The sequence below is a fragment of the Pseudonocardia zijingensis genome, assembly GCF_042657305.1.
GTDB classification, from domain to species: domain Bacteria; phylum Actinomycetota; class Actinomycetes; order Mycobacteriales; family Pseudonocardiaceae; genus Pseudonocardia; species Pseudonocardia zijingensis.
This window is the reverse complement of sequence record NZ_JBHSKO010000031.1, coordinates 1-16686: the sequence shown is the minus strand read 5'-3', so window position 1 is coordinate 16686 and position 16686 is coordinate 1. Positions and strand designations below refer to the sequence as shown.

The following is a 16686-nucleotide window of genomic DNA, read 5'->3' as shown; positions in this document are numbered from 1 at the left end:
ACGGGCATGACAGTCACCACGTCCGAACCCGTCACCCTCGAACCCCGCATCGCGCACCCCACGTTCCTCGTGGAGGGCGCCGGGCCCGCCCTGCAGGCGCTCGCCCGCGCCGTCCTCGGGGCCGGGGTGCCGCGCCGCACCCTCGAGCTCGTCGACATGCGCGTCAGCCAGATCAACGGGTGCGGCAGCTGCCTGCTCGGCCACGCCCGGATGGCGCGGCGGGCGGGCGAGTCCGACGACCGGATCGCCGTGCTCGCGGGCTGGCGCGACGCGCCGTTCTTCACGGCCGGGGAGCGGGCGGCGCTCGCCCTGGCCGAGGCCGTCACGCGCATCGGCGACCTCCCCGACCCCGTGCCCGACGACATCTGGGACGAGGCCGCCCGCCACTACGACGAGCAGTCCCTCGGGGCGCTCGTGCTGGCCATCTCCATGATCAACCTGTGGAACCGGCTCAACGTCGCCACCCGCCAGGTCGCCGGCGCCGTCGAATGGTGACACTGTCGGGGTGAGCCCTCAGGTGAGTCTCCCCCCGCGGCTCGGTGTGCACGTCCTCGCCGACGTCACCGACGTGGCGGACCCGTCAGCCTTCGAGCCGGAGTTCCTCGTCGCCGCGTTCCGCGACGCGCTGCACGAGGCGGGCACCACGGTCCGGCGCACGCTGGTGGAGGAGTTCACCCCGCACGGCCTGAGCGTCATGGTGGTGCTGGCCGAGTCGCACGCGTCGCTGCACACGTGGCCCGAGCGGCGCACGATGCTGATCGACGCGTTCACCTGCGGCCCGGTGTCGCCCCTGCCGGTGGTGGAGAAGTTCGCCGCGAAGCTCGGGCCGTGCCGGGTGGAGACGACCCAGGTCGACCGGGGGGTGGCCGGCTAGGGCCGCGCTCGTCCGGGCGTTCACACACCGCTTGTGGTGCCGGTACACCGGTTGCAGTCGGTGTGTGAGTGCCCGGGGTGGTGTGCGAGCGTCGAAGTCGGTGTGCCAGGCGGCGGGGCCCGACTGCGCTCGGCTCCTCCGCCGCTCACACACCACTTGTGGTGCCGACACACCGGTTGCAGCCGATGTGTGAGCGACCAAGGTGATGTGCCAGCCGACGGAGACGCCGGCGCTGGCCCCTCCAGGCCCTCACACACCACCTCTCGAGCCGGCACACCGACTGCAGTCGGTGTGTGAGTGCCCGGGGTGGTGTGCGAGCGTCGAAGTCGGTGTGCCGGCCGGCGGGGCCCGACTGCGCCGACCTCGACCGGCCGCTCACACACCACCTGTAGCGCCGACACACCGACTGCAACCGATGCGCGAACGACCGAGGTGATGTGCCAGCGCCGAAATCGATGGGGGCTGCCCAGCCGCTGATCGCCGCCGACGGCGACGCCTCCATCGACCTCGACCGGCCGCTCACACACCACCTGTAGCGCCGGCACACCGGTTGCAGTCGGTGTGTGAGTGCCCGGGGTGGTGTGCGAGCGTCGAAGTCGGTGTGCCGGCCGGCGGGGCCCGACTGCACTCGGCTCCTCTGGGCGCTCACACACCACTTGTGGCGCCGACACACCGACTGCAACCGATGCGCGAACGACCGAGGTTGTGTGCCAGCGCCGAAATCGTGTGCCACAGCGTCGCCGCCACGGCGACGCCTCCACCGACCCCGTCCGAGCGCTCACACGTAGCGCCGGCACACCGGTTGCAGCCGGGTGTGCGCGTCGTCAGCCGCGCCGCAGGGCGAACGGGAGCACCGAGCGGGAGCGCAGGGCCTCCGCGTCGAGCGTGCCGGGCGGGACGGGGAGCTCGTCCAGCCGCCGGACCATCTCGCCGACGGGGTCCGGACCACCACCGGCCCGGCCGCTGAGGAACACCCATTCGTGCTCGTCGCTGACGTACGGCACGACCTGGTCGAACACCTCGCGGAACCGGTCGTGCGCGGCGCGCAGGGTGGCGTTGCGCCACAACGCGGGGCTGCCGGCCTGGCTCGTGACCACCCCGCCGTCGGTGAGGACCTGCGCGCAGCGGCGCAGGAAGTCGGTGCTGTAGAGGCGGTTGAGCTGGGCGTCGGGGTCGTCGGGCCGCTCGTCGGGCAGGTCGACCACCACGACGTCGTAGCGCTGCGCGGTCTCAGAGACGAACGCCAGCCCGTCGCCGTAGTGCACGCGCACGGGGCCGTCGTGCCGTTCGGCGGCGGCGAGCTCGTCGGGCGTGTAGCCGTAGGGCAGGTGCGTGGCGCAGAGGCGGACGCAGTCCGGGTCGATGTCGACGTGGTCGACGAGCTGCGCCCCGGCGGCCACGGCGAGCTGGGACACCACGCCCTCGCTCGACCCGATCACGAGCACCCGCTCGCGGCGGGCGGCCAGCAGCGCGGCGGGCAGGAACATCGCCTCGTGGTAGACGAGCTGGGTGGCCGCGGCGCTCTGCCGCTCCTCGTCGCAGAAGAGGGTGGTGCCGTGGGCGGTCTCGGCCACGAGCACCTGCTGGTACGGGGTGCGCACCTCGGCGTGCACGGCGTCGAGCCGCCAGTGCCGGGTGAGCCCGGCACCGATCACCTCCACCACCTCGCGGCCGGTCATCGGGCGATGTGGACGGGCAGCGGCGGGATGCCGTTGAACCCGACCGAGGCGTAGGAGGCGGTGTAGGCGCCCGCCGCGAGCAGGTCCACGGCGTCGCCCGCGGCCAGGGACAGCGGCAGCGGGCAGGGGGTGCGCCGGTAGAGCACGTCGTCGCCGTCGCAGGTGGGCCCGGCCAGCACCACGGCCTCGCAGGGGCCCGTGCGGCCGGGAACGCGCAGGCGGTAGGCGATGGCCTCCCCCTCGGTCTCGGCTAGCCCGGAGTAGCGGCCGACGTCGAGGTACACCCAGCGGCGCGCGTCGACGCCGGGCCGGCGCGACACGCGCAGCACCGTGGACCGGATCACCCCGGCCTCGGCGACGAGCAGCCGGCCGGGTTCGAGCAGGAGCGGCACGTCCGGTGCGGCGTCGCGGATCGCGGCGGCGAACGCCTCGATCTCCGGCACGGGGTCGCGGTAGGCCACGGGGAAGCCGCCGCCCACGTCCAGCACGGGGCGGCGCAGCCCGGCGGCCGCGGCGACGTCCAGCGCCTCGCGGGCGGCCGCGGCGAACGCGTCGGGCCGCACCTGCTGCGACCCGCAGTGGAACGCCACGCCCTCGGCCACCAGCCCGGCGTCGCCGACGGCGGCGAGCAGGGCGACCGCCTCGTCGCGGGCCGCCCCGAACTTGGCGGCGAACGGTGTGGCCGACCCGTCATCGGACACGAGCAGCCGCACGAGCACGCGCGCCCCGGGGGCGTGCGCGGCGAGCAGCCGCACGTCCTCGGCGCTGTCGGTGACGAACCGGCGCACCCCGGCGGCGTGGGCCGCGGCCACGTCGGCCGGGCCGCGGACCGGGTTGCCGTAGCAGAGCCGGTCCGGGTGGGCCCCCGCGTCGAGCGCGAGCCGCACCTCGGCCGGGCTCGCCACGTCGAACGCGCTACCCAGCGCCGCAAGGCACGCGAGCACCTCGGGGTGCGGGCAGGCCTTCACCGCGTAGTGGATCGCGGCGTCGGGCAGCGCGCGTGTCAGCTGCGCGTACCGGTCGGCCACCACCGCCGGGTCGAGCACGAGGTAGGGGGCGGGCAGCCCTGACGAGGCGAGGAACCGCTCGATCGCGGCGCTCGGCTCGAGGGGCGCCCGCGTGCGCTCGGCGAGCACCGCTCAGACCGCGATCACCGTCGGCACGATCATCGGCCGGCGGCGGTAGGTCTCCCCCACCCAGCGCCCCACCACCCGGCGCACGGACTGGGCGATGCGGTGGGTGTCGGTGATGGCCTCGGCCTCGGTGCGGGAGAGCTCCTCCTCCACCAGCGGCAGCACGGCGTCGAGCGCCTTGGGGTCGTCGGAGAACCCGCGGCCGGACAGCTTGGGCGACGAGACAGCCCGGCCGGTGTTGGCGTCGACCGCCACCGTGATCGAGATGAACCCGCCCTCGCCGAGCACCAGCCGGTCGGCGAGGGTGCTCTCGCCGATGTCGCCGACCTCGAGCCCGTCGACGTACACCCGGCCCACCTCGACGCGCCCGGTGATCGACGCGCGGCCGTCCACCAGGTCGACGACCACGCCGTCCTCGGCGAGCACCACCGCGTCCTCCGGGACACCGGTCTGCACCGCGAGCCGACCGTTGGACCGCAGGTGGCGCCACTCGCCGTGCACCGGCATGACGTTGCTCGGCCGCACGGCGTTGTAGAGGAACAGCAGCTCACCGGCCGGGGAGTGCCCGGACACGTGCACCTTGGCCGTGCCCTGGTGCACCACGGTGGCCCCGAGCCGGGTGAGCCCGTTGATCACGGCGAACACGGCTGTCTCGTTGCCCGGGATGAGCGAGCTGGCGAGGATGATCGTGTCCTCGGGGCGGATCCGCACCGAGCGGTGGTCGCCGCGAGCCATGCGCGCGAGCGCCGAGAGCGGCTCGCCCTGCGACCCGGTGGAGACGATCACCAGCTCGGAGTCGGGCAGCTCCATCGCGTCGTCGATGTCGACGAGTAAACCCTCGGGCACGTTGAGCAGGCCCAGGTCGGCGGCCAGCCCCATGTTGCGTTCCATCGACCGGCCGACGAAGCAGACGCGCCGCCCGTGGGCCACGGCGGCGTCGAGCACCTGCTGCACGCGGTGCACGTGGCTGGCGAAGCAGGCCACGATGATCCGGGCGTCGGCGCGGTGGAACACCCCGTCGAGCACCGGGCCGATCTCCCGCTCGGAGATCACGAAGCCGGGGACGTCGGCGTTGGTGGAGTCGACGAGGAACAGGTCGACGCCCTCGTCGCCCAGCCGGGAGAAGCCGGCGAGGTCGGTGAGGCGGCCGTCGAGCGGGAGCTGGTCGAGCTTGATGTCGCCCGTGTGCAGCACCAGCCCGGCCGGGGTGCGGATCGCCACCGCGAGCGCGTCCGGGATCGAGTGGTTGACGGCGAAGTACTCGCAGTCGAACGTGCCGTGGTGCAGCCGCTCCCCCTCCTTCACCTCGAGCAGGTGCGGGGTGAGGCGGTGCTCCTTGCACTTGGCGGCCACGAGCGCGAGCGTGAACCGCGACCCGACGATCGTGAGGTCCGGCCGCTGGCGCAGCAGGAACGGCACGGCGCCGATGTGGTCCTCGTGCCCGTGGGTGAGCACGAGCGCGTCGATGTCGTCGAGCCGCTCCTCGATGGCCCGGAAGTCGGGCAGGATCAGGTCGACGCCGGGCGCGTCCTCCGAGGGGAACAGCACCCCGCAGTCCACGACGAGCAGCCGGCCGCCGTACTCGAACACGGTCATGTTGCGGCCGATCTCGCCGATGCCACCGAGCGCGACGACGCGCAGGCCGCCGTCGGGCAGCGCCGGTGGCGGGTTCGACGGCAGCTCCGCGCGGTTGACCTCCTCCGGCGCGGGAGCCGGCGGGCGGGAGCGGTCGCGCCGGGGCGGCCGGGAGCGACGGTCGGACCGGGGCCGGTCGGACCGTGCGGGGGGACGACTCAAGCTGGTTCCTTTTCGTTCGTGCTGGTCAGTGGTAGGCCACCTCGGCGCCGAGGTCGGCGGCGGCCCGTGCGCCGAGGGCACCCTGGCCGTGGTCGTCGATGCCCTGGTGGTCGGCGAGCGCGATGCCGGCGGCCTGCAGGTCGTTGGCGATGACGCTGACCTGGTCCTCGGTGGCGGCGGGCAGGGGCAGGCGCGGGTCGCCGACGTCGACCCCGCGCAGCCGCATCGCCGCCTTGGCGAAGATGACGCCGCCCACCCGGCCCATCGCCCGGATCACCGGGAGCGTGGCGTAGTGCAGGTTGCGCGCGCGGTCGACGTCGCCGGCCTCGTAGGCGTCGAGGAGCTCGCGCAGCCGGTTGGCCACGACGTGCCCGATGACGCTGACGAACCCGACCGCCCCCACCGACAGCCACGGCAGGTTCACCGGGTCGTCGCCGGAGTAGTAGGCGAGCGTGGTGGTGGCGAGCACCTCGGTGCCGACGCGCAGGTCGTTGCGCGCGTCCTTGACCGCCACGATCCGGGGGTGCTCCGAGAGCCGCTGCAGGGTCTCGACCTCGATCGGGATCACGCTGCGCGGCGGGATGTCGTACAGCATCACCGGCAGGTCGGTGGCGTCGGCCACCGCCGTGAAGTGCGCGACGAGCCCGGTCTGCGGCGGCCGCGAGTAGTACGGCGTGACCAGCAGCAACCCGTGGGCTCCCGCCTTCTCCGCCGCCCGCGAGAGGTGGATGCTGTGGGCGGTGTCGTAGGTGCCCGCACCCGCCACCACGGTGGCGCGGTCGCCCACCGCGTTCACGACCGCCCGCACCACCTCCGACTTCTCCTCGTCGGTGGTGGTGGGGCCCTCACCGGTGGTGCCGTTGACGACGAGCCCGTCGTTGCCGAGATCGACGAGGTGGGTGGCCAGCTCCTCGGTCTTGGCGAGATCCAGCCGGCCGTCGGCGTCGAAGGGGGTGACCATGGCGGTCAGCACGCGGCCGAACGGGCGGCCCGGCTGGGCGGTGGGGCTCATGTGTCGACGGTACCCCGGGGCCTCCGGCGGGAACCCCTCCTGTCCCGCACGACGCGCGTGTCAGACACCGCGCGGTGCGGCCCGGAACGCCGCGACGTCGTCGGGCTCGCCCTGCACCTCGACGCGGACGGCGTCGCGCCCGAACGCGAACAGCAGGATCTCCCCCGGCTCCCCCACCACCGTGACGACGCCGGCGCCGGTCTTCACCACCTGCCGCTCCCCGGTGGGACGCTCCAGCACCACACCCACCGGGCTGCGGCGCAGCAGCATCCCGATGCGCCGGGCGCCGGCCCACAGCTCGTTGTCGCGTTCGGGGTCGGCGGGGCGCGGCTCCCACCCCGGCTCGCCCCTCCGCACGTCCTCGTGGTGGACGAAGAACTCCACGCCGTTGGCCGCGGCGTCGACGCGCTCGAACCGCATCGGCGACCACGAGTGCGGGCCGCCCCGGAACATCGCGACGGCGTCTTCCCAGCGCATGGAGCGGTACTCGTCCATCGCCCGCTCCGTGACCCCGGCGAACGCCTTGATCAGGATGCCGGGCGCGGCCAGGGGCTGGCGCTCGCGGACGAGCAGGTGGGCGAGCAGGTCGCGGGTGGTCCAGCCGGCGCAGAGCGTGGGGTGGTCCGGGCCCACGCGGAGCACCTCGTCGCTCAGCGCGGCGCGTTCCCGGCTCGCAAGGCTCATGATCCGACCCTACTGCCGCCCCGGCGGCTCAGCGGTCGAACTCACCCGCTCGTACGGCGGCCAGGAACTCCGCCCAGCCCGCGGCGGAGTGCCGGTGCGACGGCCGGGTGCGGTCCTTGGTGTCGCGGACCGCGACCGCGCCGGGCAGGAACGCCACCTCGACGCAGTTGGCACCGTTGCCGCCGCTGAAGCTGCTCGTGAACCAGCGGAGCTCGTCGTCGCCCACGGACATCTCCCCTTCGGACGGGCTCACCCCCCGGCCAGTTCGCGGATCAGGTCCAGCGACCGGGCCGGGTCGAGCGCCTGCGACACGAGGCGCTCGAACGTCAGCCTAGCCCGCGCGACGTCGCCTTCCTTGTCGAGACTCAGTGCCCCGAGGGTGTGCTCGACGTAGGCCATGTCGGGTTCGTCCAGGCCGTCGAAGGTCAGGATGTTGAACTCCGAGGCCAGTGCGGCGTGCGCGCCGGCGGCCAGGGGCAGCACCCGCAGCGTCACGGTCGGCAGCTCGGCCGCGGCGACGAGCTCCGCGAGCTGTTCCCGCAGGACCTCCGGCCCACCGACCGGGCGGTGCAGCACCGCCTCGTCGATCACCGACTCCAGCTCCAGCGGGTGCTCGGCCGACCTCAGCCGCTGCTGGCGGTACAGGCGGGCGGCGACCTCGTTCTCCAGCTGCTGGCCGGTGCGCCGCACGGGGACGGCCCGCATCAACGCCCGCGCGTAGTCGGCCGTCTGCAGGAGGCCGGGCACGTAGCCGAGCGTGAAGACCTTGACGTGCGAGGCCTCGGTCTCGAAGGCGATGTAGCTGACGTTGCCCAGCCCGTAGGCGCGCCACCACCCGGGTTGCTGGGCCTCCCGGGCCAGCTCGACCAGCTCGGTCCACCGTGCCCCGCCCACGTCGTAGAGGTCGAGCATGCTCTTGACCCAGTGCACGTCGATCAGCACCTGGGCGTTCTCGATGCGGGACAGCTTGCTCACCGAGAAGTCCAGCTTCGGCGCGGCCTGCTCCAGGGTGAGGTCGGCGTCCTCGCGCAGTGCCCTCAGTTGCCGGGCCAGCACCCGCCGCCGGACCATCGACCCCTCGTGCCGCGCCACGTGACCCCCCGTCGACCACCTGGTCACGGATCGTGGCACACGGGATCGCGGTATCGGGAATCCCGCTACCCCTCGGTGACGAACGGGCTGGACGCGATCTCCGTGCCGTCGTCGAGCTCGCCGATCTCGAAGTCGCGGAACACGTTGGGCACCTCGCGCTGCAGTTGGCGCAGGCACTCGATCGCGAGCGCACGGATCTCGACGTCGGCGTGCTCGGTGGCCCGCATGCCGATGAAGTGGCGCCACGCGCGGTAGTTGCCGGTGACGACGATGCGGGTCTCGGTGGCGTTGGGCAGGATCGCGCGCGCCGCCTGCCGGGCCTGCTTGCGGCGCAGCGTGGCGTCCGGGACGTCGGCGAAGCGCTTCTGCAGGCCCTCCAGCAACTTCTCGTACGCCGTGACCGACGCCGCCGCGGCCTCGGTGAACAGGTCGTGCAGCTCGGGGTCCTCCGCGATGACGTCCGGCTCGACCATCGCGGCGTCGCGCTCGGGCACGTAGCGCTGGGAGAGCTGGCTGTAGGAGAAGTGGCGGTGCCGGATCAGCTCGTGGGAGAGCGAGCGCGAGACGCCCGTGATGTAGAAGCTCACCGTGCCGTGCTCGAGCACCGACAGGTGCCCCACCTCGAGGATGTGGCGCAGGTAGCCGGCGTTGGTGGCGGTGGCCGGGTTCGGCTTCGACCACGACTGGTAGCAGGCCCGGCCGGCGAACTCGGCGAGCGCCTGGCCACCGTCGGCGTCGGTGCTCCACGGCACGTCCGCGGGCGGCAGGAACTCGGTCTTGGCGACGAGCTGGACCCGCGGGGGCACGTGCTGCGGCATGGCCAGCAGCGTAAGCGGGGTCGCGGTGACATCGCCGACAGCGTCACGACTTTCTTGACTGACGTCACCTGTGACGCCATAGTGGCGTCATGGACCTGAGCCAGTACGTGCAGCAGCTGCGCGAGGACCTCGCGTCCGCCGCCGCCGCGGGCGACGAGCAGACGCAGCGCACCGGCGCGTTGCTCGGCGCCGCCATCGAGCCGGCGGCGCGGCTCGCCCTCATGAACGCCCTCTCCGACCTCGCGGCGGAGGTCACCGCCGCGCTCGGGGACCGGGTGGTGGAGGTGCGCCTCGACGGCCGCGACGTCCGCGTGGCCGTGAGCCGCGACGAGAGCGCCGAACCCGGCCCCGACCCGGACCCGCCCTTCCGCGGGTTCGGCGACTTCCGGGGCCCCGACGGCGGGGACATCAGCCGCATCACGCTGCGCCTCGTCGAGCAGATCAAGAACCAGGCAGAACAGGCCGCGGCAGCACAGGGCGTGTCGCTCAACGCGTGGGTGGCGCAGGCCGTGCAGGGGGCGCTGGCGGGGCACCGCAAGCCGGGCCACCACGGCCAGCGCACACGCGACCGCGACCGTGACGGCAAGCGCCTGCGCGGCTGGGTGGAGGGGTGACGAGCATGAGCGAGTCCGACATCAACTTCTCGAAGGACGACCCCGGCCCCGGCCTCGTCCGGCAGCAGAGCTGGCCGGTGGACGGGCCCGCGGAGCTGGAACTGGCCACCGACCTCGGCCGCGTGCGCGTGCACCTCGAGGACCTCCCCGAGAGCGGGGGCGAGGTCCGCGTCGAGGTGCGCCACGACCCCACGGCCAACAACACCTGGACCCAGGGGCTGTCCGGCATCATCAACTGGCTGGGCACCGCCACCGGCAGCGGCCTCAGCGGCGACCCCGACCAGCTCGCCGTCGACGCCGTGTCGGCTGCCGAGATCAGCTGGTCGGAGGGCAGCCGCAGGCTCGTGGTGCGCTCCTCGCAGGAGCTGCCGCTGCGGGTGGTGCCGATCGCGATCACCGTGTGGGCGCCCACGCGCTCGCGGCTCGCGGCCCGCGTGGGCGCGGGCGACGTGCGCGCCACCGGGCGGGCCGGCTGGGCCGGCGTGCGCACCGGCTCCGGCAACGCCACGCTCGACGCCGTCGACGGCGACGCCGACGTCACCACCGGCTCCGGCGCGATCGACCTCGGACCCGTCACCGGGCGCACCCGGCTGCGCACCGGCTCCGGTGCGATCCGGGCGGCCGCCACCGGCGGCCCGGCCGAGATCAAGACCGGCAGCGGCGACGTGGTGCTCGGCGAGGTGGCGGGCGACGTCCGCCTGCGCACCGGGTCGGGTGACATCACGATCTCCGACGCCCGCAGCGGCGACCTGCAGCTCACCTCCGGGTCCGGCACCGTCCGCGTCGGCATCCACCCCGGCGTGGGCGCGGAGCTCGACCTCGCGTCCGGCTCCGGCTCGGCGCACAGCGACCTCGAGATCGCCGACGAGGCACCGGCGAAGGCGCCGGCCGTGCAGGTGCGCGGGCGCACCGGCAGCGGCGACGTCCTCGTGGCCCGCGCGGCGGTGCCCGCCTGACGTACCTGCCCGACCGCGGCCGGGGGGACCGGGAAAGGGGAGCCCGGGAGGCCGTGGTCGGTGCAGGAGGGCCGCTCGCACACCAGTCGCCGGTGTGCGGGCGGCCTACACGTGTGCGCCGGCGCTCTCGCGCCGCAGCGGAGCCGCCAGCCCGCCCCGCTCCCCCACCTCGACGCCGTCGAGGCCGAGCCAGCCGGCCATCACCTGCAGCTCCGCCGCGAGCTCCGCGGCCACCCGCCGCTCGTCGACCCCGGGTTCGGCGAACGCCCCCGGCACCCGCAGCACGCCTGCGACGCGGTCGGCCTTGAGGTCGACGCGGGCCACCAGCTCGCCGTCGAGCAGGAACGGGAACACGTAGTAGCCGTACTGCCGCTTCGGCTCCGGCACGTAGATCTCGATCCGGTAGTGGAACCCGAACATCCGCTCCGTGCGCGCCCGCTCCCAGACCAGCGGGTCGAACGGGCACAGCAGCGCCCGCCCGGTGATCCGGCGCGGCACGCGGGCGCCCGGCACCCGGTAGGCGGGCCGGTCCCAGCCGCGCACCTGCACCTGCTCCAGCTCGCCCGCCTCGACCAGCTCGGCCACCGCCGCCTGGCTGTGGGCCGGGGCGAGGCGGTAGTAGTCGCGCAGCTCCGGCTCGGTGGCCACCCCCAGCGCCGTCGCCGCGCCCCGCAGGAGCGTGCGCGCCGCCTCCTGCGCGCTCGGCACCGGCGTGGCGAGCACCGACGGCGGGAGCACACGCTCGGGCAGGTCGTAGAGCCGCTGGAAGTGGCGGCGGGCGCCCGTGGTGAGCGCGCCGGTGCCGAACAGGTACTCGCAGATCCGCTTGACGTCCGACCGCTCCCACCACGACGCACCCGGCGGCCGCGGGCGGGTGGGCGCCTCGAGCGCCTTCTCCAGAGCACCCGCGCCGATCGGGCCCAGCTCCTTGACGGCGCTCATGATGTCGTCCACCAGGGACGGATGCCGGTCGACCACAGGCTGGTAGGTGCGCCACCACCGATCGCGGAAGGCCCCCGACCACAGCAGCGGCCACTCCTGCACCGGCACCAGGCTCGCCTCGTGCGCCCACGCCTCCACCAGCAGCCGCGGCCGGCGCGCCGAGTGGGCCCACGCGGCGTCGTCGACGAGCGTGGGGTCGTACGGGCCGAGCCGGCTGAACACCGGCATGTAGTGGGCCCGCACCGCGACGTTGACGGAGTCGAGCTGCAGCAGGCGCACCCGGTCGAGCACGCGGGCCAGGTGGCGGCGCGTGGGCGGGCCCGACGGCGGCGGGTCGGCGAACCCCTGGGCGGCCAGCGCCGCCCGGCGCGCGGCGGCGGGACCGATCGTCTCGACGGTGGACGTCACGCCCAGGATGTTGCCAGGCCCCCCCGACGATCCGGGCGCCTGCGCCGTGCGCCGAGGCGTGAGCTTGGATGGGGGCATGGCCACCGCCGCCGTCCGACCCGCGACGCCCGAGGACGTCGACGAGATCGTGCGCATCCAGTCCGACACCTGGACCACCGCCTACGCCGGGCTCGTGCCCGCCGAGGCGCTGGCCGGCCTGCGCTCCCCCGCGGCCCGCGCCGCCTGGGCCGCGGCCGTCGAGGCGGGCAACGGCCACCACGTCCTGCTCGCCACCGAGGGCACGTGGACGGTCGGGTTCTGCGCGGCCGCCCCCGCAGTCGAACCGGAGGGCGCGGTGGCGCCGTCCGCCCCCACGCTCGGCCCGGAGGCGTGGGCGGAGATCGGCGCACTGCTCGTCGAGCCGCGCTGGGGCCGCCGCGGCCACGGCGGCCGGCTCCTCGCCGCCGCCGCGGCCGCCCTGCGCGCCGAGGGCGCCCGCTACGGCCTGGCGTGGGTGCCCGAGGCCGACACCGCCTCCCGCAGCTTCTACGAGGCCGCCGGGTGGACCGCCGACGGCACCGTCCGGGTGCTCGACACCGGCGAGGGCACGCTGCGCGAGGTGAGGATCACCGGATCGCTGGACCTCGAGCTGCGCTGACGGTCGGCCTCGCACCCGAGAAGTACCAGACGGTCACCGCAGCAGCAGGGACGTACTGCTCGCCGCCTGCGACCCGCCCGAGCAGCACACGGCAGCTGCCCCCACGACCGCGCTGTGCGGATCGGCGGTCCCCGCGCCGCACCGGCCTCAGCCGGCCCATCACCCGTCGGGCGACCCGCGCCCGAGCAGCACCTGGCGGCTGCCCCAGCACCCCACCGTGCGGGTGATCACCAGGGCTCGGTGGCGAGGCCGCACCGCGCGCCGAGAAGTACCGGAGCGTCCCAGCGACAGCCGGGACGTACTGCTCGCCGCTGCGACCCGCCCGAGCAGCACACGTCAGCTGCCCCCACGACCGCACCGTGCGGATCGCCGACCCTCGAGCCACGCCGACCCCAGCCCGATCCTCGGCAGCCGAGGCACCCGCCCCCGAGCAGCACCTCAGGGCTGCCCAGCCACCCCACCGTGCGGGTGATCACCAGGGCTCGGCGGCGAGGCCGCACCGCGCGCCGAGAAGTACCGGAGCGTCCCAGCGACAGCCGGGACGTACGACTCATCGCCAGCGATCCGGCCGAGCAGCACCTCAGGGCTGCTCCAACGACCTCAGCGTACGGATGATCACCAGATCCCCGGCGGCGGAGCAGCACCCACGCCCCGCGAAGTACCGGAAAGTCGCCGCGGCAGCATGGACGTACGGCTCACCGCGACCACGCCCCGCAACTGCCCCGGGTAGTACTCGGCGGCCGTCCCGACACCGCACGTTCACCGGTCCTCGCCCTGCCTCGGGCACCCGCGTTCGAGCATCACCTGGCGGCTGCTCGAACTCCCCCACCGTGCGGGTGATCACTGGACGCTCGGTGGGGAGGCCGCATCCGCGCGCTGAGAAGTACCAGACCGCCACGGCGACAGCCGACAGGTACTGCTCACCGCCAGCAATCCGCCCGAGCAGCACCTGACGGCCGCCCCAACGACCGCACCGTGCGGATCGCCGGTCCTCGCGCCGCACCGGCCCCACCAGCCCCTCACCAGTCGGGCGACCCGCGCCCGAGCAGCACCTGGCGGCTGCCCCAGCCACCCCACCGTGCGGATGACCACCGGATAGTCAGCGGGGACGCGTCATCCGCCCGCCGAGAAGTACCGGACCGTCGCGGCGTCCACCGGGACGTACTGCTCGCCGCGATCAACTGGCCCGGACAGCACCTGGCTGCTGTCGCAACGACCACACCGTTCGGATGATCACTGGACGCTCAGCGGGAGCCGGCGCCCGCGCCCCCGTGACCGCCCGAGAAGTACTCGGCGCTGTCCCCACGACCACGCCGATGCTCAACCGGACACACGGCGGCGCAACGGCATCCGCGTACGGAGAAGTACCAGACCGTAAAAGCGACAGCCGGCAGGTACTGCTCGCGGCCAGCAAGCCGCCCGAGCAGTACCTGGCGGCCACCCCCACGACGACACCGTGCGGATGATCACCCGCTCCCGGCGACGGACCAGCACCCTCGGCCCGAGAAGTACCAGACCGTCACGGCGACGGCCGACAGGTGCTTCTCGCCGCCAGCAAGCCCCCGAGCCGGCTGCACCGGCGACCGGAGCGTGCGGATGATCACCGATTACCCGCGGTGAGCCGGCGTCTGCGGCCCGAGAAGCACCGGGCCGTCGCAACAACGGCCACCCGGACGTACTGCTCAGCCGGACAGCGGCCCCGGAGCTTCAGTTCGACGACGTGATCACAGCTTCGGCGCGAAAACGGGCGAAATCGACCCGGGAACGCGCCGAATCCTCGATCATGGGCGCGGGCGCCCCGGCCCGCCTGACACGGCGGCGTCCTCGGGGACCGCGGCCTCGAGCAGCAGCTCGGCGAGCTCCGTCGGCCGGGTGATCATGCAGTCGTGGCCGCTGTGCAACTCACGGATCCGGGTGGGCTCGCCGTCGGGTCGCACCGTGGGCGCGGGACGGCGGGTGAGCCCCTCCGGTTCGTAGCCGACGCACAGGATGTAGGTGCGGGGGATCGAGGCCTGCGCGGGGTTGTCCGTCTCGGCGGGCTCGGTGAAGCAGCGCAGCGACTCGTCGCCGAGCGTGCTCCTGAGCCAGGCGACGTCGTCGGGATCGGTGACGCCGAACAGCCCGAACGGCGCAGGCATCTCCGGCAGTGGCGGGATGCGCCACGGTTCGTCCTCCCGCGCGGACGCGTCGATCATCGCCCGGCTGACCGGCATGACGTCGACGGCGCTCTCGCCGTGCTCCGGCACCATGGCGTCGATGTACACCAGGCCGGCGAGGCGGTCCGGCACGCGGTTCGCCACGCTGGAGATCACCAGGCCGGCGTAGCTGTGGCCGACGAGGACGACGTCGTGCAGGTCCTCGCCGACGACGATGCCGACGATGTCGTCCACGTGGGTGGTCAGGCCGACCTCGGGGCCCAGCAGGTGCGCCTTGTCCCCGTGGCCGGTGAGGGACGGCGCGAGGACGCGGTGGCCGTGCGCCTCGAGCAGCGGGGCGACGCGGTGCCACGCCTGCCCGTCGTGCCAGGCGCCGTGTACGAGGAGATAGGTGGTGGACACTGCGGTTCCTTCCGGGTCGGAGCGTTGGAACCGACGTTAGGGCGCCGATAGGTACCGAAAGGTAGCCTTCGGGTCGTGAGCCTGCGCCCCGGCACCGTGTTCCTCAGCGACTGCCCGGCGCGGTCGGCCATCGAGCTCATCGGGAGCAAGTGGACCGTGGTCACGCTCTTCGCCCTGAGCAAGGGGCCGCTGCGGCACGGCGAGCTCGTGGAGCTGATCGGCGGCGTCTCGCGCAAGGTGCTGACGCAGACGCTGCGCCGGCTGCAGGCGAGCGGGCTCGTGGAGCGGCACGTCCACGCCGAGGCCCCGCCGCGGGTCGAGTACAGCCTCACCGAGCTCGGCCGCACGCTCGAGCAGCCCATCGCGCTGCTCACCGAGTGGGCGCGGGAGAACGGTGCCACCGTCGCGAGGAACCAGGAGGCGGCGCCTAGAGACCCAGGAGAGGCTCCAGCCCGACCGTGAGGCCGGGGCGGTCGCGGACGGCGCGCACCGCCATGATCACGCCGGGCATGAAGGACGCCCGGTCGAACGAGTCGTGGCGAATGGTCAGGGTCTCGCCGGTGGTGCCCAGCACCACCTCCTGGTGGGCCACCAGGCCGGGCAGCCGCACCGAGTGGACGCGCACGCCCTCGACCTGCGCCCCACGCGCCCCCGGCAGCTCGGACGTGGTGGAGTCGGGCACCTCGCCCGCACCGGCCTCGGCCCGCGCGGCCGCGATCAGACCCGCGGTGTGCACGGCGGTGCCCGACGGCGCGTCGACCTTGCCCGCGTGGTGCAGCTCGATCACCTCGGCCGAGTCGAAGAACCGCGCCGCCGTCTTCGCGAACTGCATCGCCAGCACCGCCCCCACCCCGAAGTTCGGGGCGACGAGCACGTGGCCGGGCCGCGCCTCGAGCCGCGCCCGCACGTCCGCGAGCCGCGCCTCGTCGAACCCGCTGGTGCCCACCACGGCCGCGATGTCGTGGTCGAGGCAGAACTGCAGGTTGTCCAGCACCGCGCCGGGGTGGGTGAAGTCCACGGCCACCTGCGCGCCGGCGTCGGTCAGCGCGGAGAGCGGGTCGCCGTCGTCCACCCGGGCCACGAGCGCCAGCCCCGGCGCCGCCTCCACGGCCGCGCAGACCTGCGTGCCCATCCGTCCCTGCGCGCCCAGCACGCCGACCCTGATCTCCTCGCTCACGGCGGAAGGGTAACGAAAGGAGCGCGCTGAATAACCCCGCCCTACTGCGCGACGCCCAGGCGGCCACCTCGCTGCGTTGTCGTCGTCGCCGGTACGACCCGGTACAGGACTCCTCCTCCGCCTTGCGATGCGGCCACCTGACCGCCGCTCGCTACGGCCCGCGGTTCTTCAGCACGCTCCTAGGGAGTGTCTGACGGATCTTGGCTGGGTTGTCGGTCAGGATGGGGTCGTGGCCGAGCGTCGGGTTCTGTCGGATGAGGCGTGGACGTGGCTGGAACCACGGCTGCCGGATCGCACGCCGCGTC

At 74.0% G+C, this 16686-nt stretch carries 17 protein-coding genes; 6 read left to right on the top strand and 11 right to left on the bottom strand.

Going from position 1 to position 16686, the window contains the following annotated elements:
* Window positions 1-6: 6 nt before the first annotated feature.
* Together ACFPL3_RS36885 and speD are read left to right on the top strand one after the other, a co-directional pair.
* Window positions 7-495 (top strand): carboxymuconolactone decarboxylase family protein, encoded by a 489-nt coding sequence (locus ACFPL3_RS36885; protein WP_343942945.1) that lies wholly within the window; start codon window positions 7-9, stop codon window positions 493-495.
* Between the two features lie 22 nt (window positions 496-517).
* The gene (speD, locus tag ACFPL3_RS36880) at window positions 518-874 is read left to right on the top strand and encodes an adenosylmethionine decarboxylase (RefSeq protein ID WP_343942944.1); all 357 of its coding nucleotides are present in this window, start codon (window positions 518-520) and stop codon (window positions 872-874) included.
* 824 nt (window positions 875-1698) lie between these two features.
* Here speD and ACFPL3_RS36875 read toward each other — a convergent pair.
* The 8 genes from ACFPL3_RS36875 to thyX form a co-directional block, all read right to left on the bottom strand.
* Window positions 1699-2553 carry a spermidine synthase gene (locus ACFPL3_RS36875; protein ID WP_343942943.1) on the bottom strand — a complete coding sequence of 285 codons (855 nt, stop codon included), beginning with the start codon at window positions 2551-2553 and terminating at the stop codon, window positions 1699-1701.
* On the bottom strand, window positions 2550-3689 hold the full coding sequence (locus ACFPL3_RS36870) for a type III PLP-dependent enzyme (RefSeq protein WP_379590513.1): 1140 nt from the start codon (window positions 3687-3689) through the stop codon (window positions 2550-2552). Before ACFPL3_RS36870 ends, ACFPL3_RS36875 begins: the two co-directional genes overlap by 4 nt.
* Before the next feature lie 3 nt (window positions 3690-3692).
* The gene (locus tag ACFPL3_RS36865) at window positions 3693-5366 is read right to left on the bottom strand and encodes a ribonuclease J (protein ID WP_343942962.1); all 1674 of its coding nucleotides are present in this window, start codon (window positions 5364-5366) and stop codon (window positions 3693-3695) included.
* Between the two features lie 142 nt (window positions 5367-5508).
* Window positions 5509-6495, bottom strand: a complete 987-nt coding sequence (gene dapA / locus ACFPL3_RS36860) for a 4-hydroxy-tetrahydrodipicolinate synthase (RefSeq protein ID WP_343942942.1) — start codon at window positions 6493-6495, stop codon at window positions 5509-5511.
* A gap of 60 nt (window positions 6496-6555) precedes the next feature.
* Complete coding sequence (locus ACFPL3_RS36855; RefSeq protein ID WP_343942941.1) at window positions 6556-7179, bottom strand: TIGR03085 family metal-binding protein; 624 nt, start codon at window positions 7177-7179, stop codon at window positions 6556-6558.
* A gap of 28 nt (window positions 7180-7207) precedes the next feature.
* Window positions 7208-7405, bottom strand: coding sequence for a DUF397 domain-containing protein (locus ACFPL3_RS36850; protein ID WP_379590510.1), 198 nt, complete (start codon window positions 7403-7405; stop codon window positions 7208-7210).
* A gap of 23 nt (window positions 7406-7428) precedes the next feature.
* Window positions 7429-8271 carry a helix-turn-helix domain-containing protein gene (locus tag ACFPL3_RS36845; RefSeq protein WP_343942939.1) on the bottom strand — a complete coding sequence of 281 codons (843 nt, stop codon included), beginning with the start codon at window positions 8269-8271 and terminating at the stop codon, window positions 7429-7431.
* A 65-nt stretch (window positions 8272-8336) separates the two neighbouring features.
* Entirely contained in the window at window positions 8337-9089 is a 753-nt protein-coding gene (thyX, locus tag ACFPL3_RS36840; RefSeq protein ID WP_343942938.1) for an FAD-dependent thymidylate synthase, read from the bottom strand.
* An 89-nt stretch (window positions 9090-9178) separates the two neighbouring features.
* On the opposite strand from thyX, the gene ACFPL3_RS36835 reads away from it, so the two are divergent.
* Entirely contained in the window at window positions 9179-9703 is a 525-nt protein-coding gene (locus ACFPL3_RS36835; RefSeq protein WP_343942937.1) for a toxin-antitoxin system HicB family antitoxin, read from the top strand.
* Between the two features lie 5 nt (window positions 9704-9708).
* Window positions 9709-10659: a DUF4097 family beta strand repeat-containing protein gene (locus ACFPL3_RS36830; protein ID WP_379590507.1), complete on the top strand. Its 951-nt coding sequence runs from the start codon at window positions 9709-9711 to the stop codon at window positions 10657-10659.
* A gap of 105 nt (window positions 10660-10764) precedes the next feature.
* On the opposite strand, the gene ACFPL3_RS36825 is transcribed toward ACFPL3_RS36830, so the two are convergent.
* The gene (locus tag ACFPL3_RS36825; protein WP_343942935.1) at window positions 10765-12009 is read right to left on the bottom strand and encodes a winged helix-turn-helix domain-containing protein; all 1245 of its coding nucleotides are present in this window, start codon (window positions 12007-12009) and stop codon (window positions 10765-10767) included.
* Window positions 12010-12085: 76 nt separating this feature from the next.
* Here ACFPL3_RS36825 and ACFPL3_RS36820 point away from each other — a divergent pair, with 76 nt between their 5' ends.
* Window positions 12086-12646: a GNAT family N-acetyltransferase gene (locus ACFPL3_RS36820; protein WP_379590505.1), complete on the top strand. Its 561-nt coding sequence runs from the start codon at window positions 12086-12088 to the stop codon at window positions 12644-12646.
* A 1781-nt stretch (window positions 12647-14427) separates the two neighbouring features.
* On the opposite strand, the gene ACFPL3_RS36815 is transcribed toward ACFPL3_RS36820, so the two are convergent.
* Window positions 14428-15204, bottom strand: coding sequence for an alpha/beta fold hydrolase (locus ACFPL3_RS36815; RefSeq protein WP_343940408.1), 777 nt, complete (start codon window positions 15202-15204; stop codon window positions 14428-14430).
* Window positions 15205-15279: 75 nt separating this feature from the next.
* Here ACFPL3_RS36815 and ACFPL3_RS36810 point away from each other — a divergent pair, with 75 nt between their 5' ends.
* Window positions 15280-15666, top strand: coding sequence for a winged helix-turn-helix transcriptional regulator (locus tag ACFPL3_RS36810; RefSeq protein ID WP_343940410.1), 387 nt, complete (start codon window positions 15280-15282; stop codon window positions 15664-15666).
* On the opposite strand, the gene dapB is transcribed toward ACFPL3_RS36810, so the two are convergent.
* Window positions 15632-16381: a 4-hydroxy-tetrahydrodipicolinate reductase gene (dapB, locus tag ACFPL3_RS36805; protein ID WP_343940412.1), complete on the bottom strand. Its 750-nt coding sequence runs from the start codon at window positions 16379-16381 to the stop codon at window positions 15632-15634. The two genes, ACFPL3_RS36810 and dapB, sit on opposite strands and share 35 nt — an antisense overlap.
* Window positions 16382-16686: the final 305 nt, after the last annotated feature.